The organism is Mesorhizobium sp. M1E.F.Ca.ET.041.01.1.1 (assembly GCF_003997355.1).
GTDB lineage: Bacteria > Pseudomonadota > Alphaproteobacteria > Rhizobiales > Rhizobiaceae > Mesorhizobium.
The window spans coordinates 1-3,097 of the sequence record NZ_RZSL01000650.1; the positions used below are offsets into that span (position 1 = coordinate 1).

The 3,097-nt window shown below is 66.5% G+C and carries 3 protein-coding genes; 2 read left to right on the top strand and 1 reads right to left on the bottom strand.

The window, feature by feature from the left end:
* Window positions 1-579: fructose-bisphosphatase class II (locus EOA38_RS31905; protein WP_127301097.1), on the top strand; the 579-nt coding region annotated here is incomplete at its 5' end.
* A gap of 142 nt (window positions 580-721) precedes the next feature.
* On the top strand, window positions 722-2,506 hold the full coding sequence (gene recJ, locus EOA38_RS31910; protein ID WP_126093444.1) for a single-stranded-DNA-specific exonuclease RecJ: 1,785 nt from the start codon (window positions 722-724) through the stop codon (window positions 2,504-2,506).
* Window positions 2,507-2,518: 12 nt separating this feature from the next.
* Here recJ and EOA38_RS31915 read toward each other — a convergent pair.
* Window positions 2,519-3,097: patatin-like phospholipase family protein (locus EOA38_RS31915; RefSeq protein ID WP_145966164.1), on the bottom strand; the 579-nt coding region annotated here is incomplete at its 5' end.

Genomic DNA, 3,097 nt, shown 5'->3' on the forward strand with positions numbered 1-3,097 from the left:
GGTCCGGGCTATGCCGAGGGAACCATCGACATCGACGCCTCACCGGCCGAAAACATCGCCAATCTGGCCAAGGCCAAGGGCGTCGCGGTGACCGATATCACCGCCTGCATCCTCGACCGGCCGCGTCATGCCAGCCTGATCGACGCCGTGCGCGCCACGGGCGCGGCGATCCGGCTGATCGGCGATGGCGATGTCGCCGGCGTCATCCACACCACCGATCCGGAAGAGACCGGCATCGACATCTATCTCGGCACCGGCGGCGCGCCGGAAGGGGTGCTTGCAGCGGCAGCGCTGCGCTGCACCGGCGGGCAGATGCCTTGCCGGCTGATCCTCGACACGCCGGAAAAGGTGGCGCGGGCCGCAAAGATGGGCATTTCGGATCCGAAGCGGGTCTATCGCGCCCAGGACATGGCGCGCGGCGACGTGCTGTTTGCGGCAACCGGCGTCACCGACGGCAATATGCTCGACGGCGTGAAGTTCGGCCGTACCTTCATCACCACCCATACCATCGTGCTGCGCTCGTCCTCACGCACCGTGCGCGAGATCAAGGCGCGCCATCAGGATCTGGACAAGTTTTGATTTCGCCTTGCTTGAATTCTTTCGACGCAATTGCGGACGGAAAGCCGTTCCACAGTTTCCTTTAGCCGCTCGCTTTCCCGGAATTGCTACGGCCGCCGCATATTGATATCTGCCAGAGGATGATGTGCAGGCGGCGCGCCGCATGACGGGCGAAAGACGGTTCTTCCTCGATGTCAGGCAGTCGGCGACCGGTGTCTCCTGGGGGCACCGGCTGACCGAGCGGCAGGACATGGTGGCTTTGGCCATCGCGCAAGGCCACGGCGTGCCCGACATCGTCGCCAGGGTGCTCGCGGGGCGGGGCGTGACGGCCGAGCAGACCGAGCGTTTCCTCGATCCGACCATCCGCGAGCTTTTGCCGAACCCTGCCTCGCTGACCGACATGGAGAAGGCGGCGGCGCGGCTGGCGGATGCGATCGTGGCCGGCGAGAAGGTGGCGATCTTCGGCGATTACGATGTCGACGGCGCAGCGTCGTCGGCGCTGCTGAAGCGCTTCCTCACGCATTTCTCGGTGCCGTCCGAAATCTACATTCCCGACCGCATCTTTGAAGGCTATGGCCCCAATCCGGAAGCCATGCGCGAGCTGATCTCGCGCGGCGCGAAGCTGATCGTCACCGTCGACTGCGGTACCAACAGCGCCGCCTCGATCGAGGCGGCAAAGCAAGCCGGCGCTGATGTGGTGGTGCTCGACCACCATCAGGTCGGCGGCGCGCTGCCGGCGGCGGACGCGGTGGTCAATCCGAACCGGGAGGACGACCTCTCGGGGCAGGGGCATCTCTGCGCGGCCGGTGTGGTCTTCCTATGCCTGGTGCAGACGGCGAAGTTGCTGCGCGAGAGGCTGCCGAACGCCGACCCTGTCGATCTGCTTTCCCTGCTCGACCTCGTCGCGCTGGCGACGGTCTGCGATGTGGTGCCGCTCACCGGGGTCAATCGCGCGTTCGTGGTCAAGGGGCTGCAGGTCGCGCGCCAGCAGAAGAATGAGGGATTGGCGGCGCTGGCGCGGGTCTCGCGCATCGGCGAGCCGATCAACACTTTCCATCTCGCCTATCTGATCGGGCCGCGCATCAATGCCGGCGGGCGCATCGGCGATGCCGCGCTCGGCAGCCGGCTGCTCGCCACCGACGATCCGGTGGAAGCCGCGAGCATTGCCGAGACGCTCGACCGGCTCAACCAGGAACGGCAGCAGATGGAGATGGAGATGCTGGCGCAGGCGCGCGCCGAGGCCGATGCCGAACTCGCCGGCGGCAACGGCCCGGCCATCGTCGTCACCGCCAGCAACAGCTGGCATCCCGGCATCGTCGGGCTGCTTGCCTCCCGCCTCAAGGAGCATGCGCGCCGTCCCGCCTTCGCTATTGCCTTCAATGCCAATGGCATCGGCACAGGCTCGGGACGCTCGGTATCCGGTTTCGATCTCGGCCGGCTGGTGCGCGAGGCGGCCGATGCCGGGCTGATCGTCAAGGGTGGCGGCCACGGCATGGCGGCCGGCATCACCGTCGAGCGCGCCAAGCTCGGCGCGCTCAGAGCCTTCTTCGAGGAGCGCGCGGCGGCGGACGTGTTCCGGCTGCAGAGCGAGGAAAGCCTGGCGATCGACGGAGCCTTAGCCGCCGAGGGCGCGACGCTTTCGCTTCTCGATGCGCTGGAAAAAGCCGGCCCGTTCGGTGCCGGGCATATCGCGCCGGTATTCGTGCTGCCGCGTCACAGGCTTGCCGATGCGCGGCCGATCGGCACCAATCACATCCGCGCCGACCTGCAGTCGCAAAGCGGCGGCAACATCCAGGCGATCGCATTCCGCGCCGTCGACACCGCGCTCGGCGAATTTCTGTTCAAGAACAGAGGCAAGACCGTGCATGTCGCCGGTTCGCTCTCGGCGAACCATTGGAACGGCAATCGCACGGTGCAATTCCGCATCATGGATGCGGCGCTCGCATAAGGCGGGGAAAAATCAGGCCAGGACCGTCTGCAGCCGCGTCAATTCGCTGATCTGAGACATCGTCGCCTGATAGCCGAGGCGGATCGCCTCGTCGGCGCGGTGGAACTCGGTCAGGCCGATATGGCTGAGCTTCGGCTGCAGCGACATGTCGGGCGGATCGCCGGCAAGCCTGGCGCGCGAAATCCGGTCCTGGATGATGTTGAAGGCTTCGACCATGACGCCGGTGACGCCGAGCCGGGTCTGGTGTGGATGATGCTGAGGATTGGCCTGACCGGGGCTCGGCGCGTCCTTCTCGACGACCAGTTCGCCGGCGCTGTGCTTGATCACCGCGGCGCGGCCGAACAGGTCGTAATGCAGGTTGACGGCGACGACGAGCGGCTGCTCGTAGGCGCGGCAGACCGAGACCGGCACCGGGTTGACCAGGGCGCCGTCGACCAGCACGCGGCCATTGCAGTTCACGGGTTCGAAGACGCCGGGCAGCGCGTAGGACGCGCGCATGGCGGTGATCAGCGAGCCGTTCGACAGCCAGATCTCATGACCGGTGCGGACTTCCGAGGCGACGGCGACGAACGGCTTCATCAAATCCTCGAA

What these genes read in the sequence shown, in the direction of transcription:
- recJ (WP_126093444.1), top strand. Translation starts at nt 722, where the DNA reads ATGACGGGCGAAAGACGGTTCTTCCTCGATGTCAGGCAGTCGGCGACC.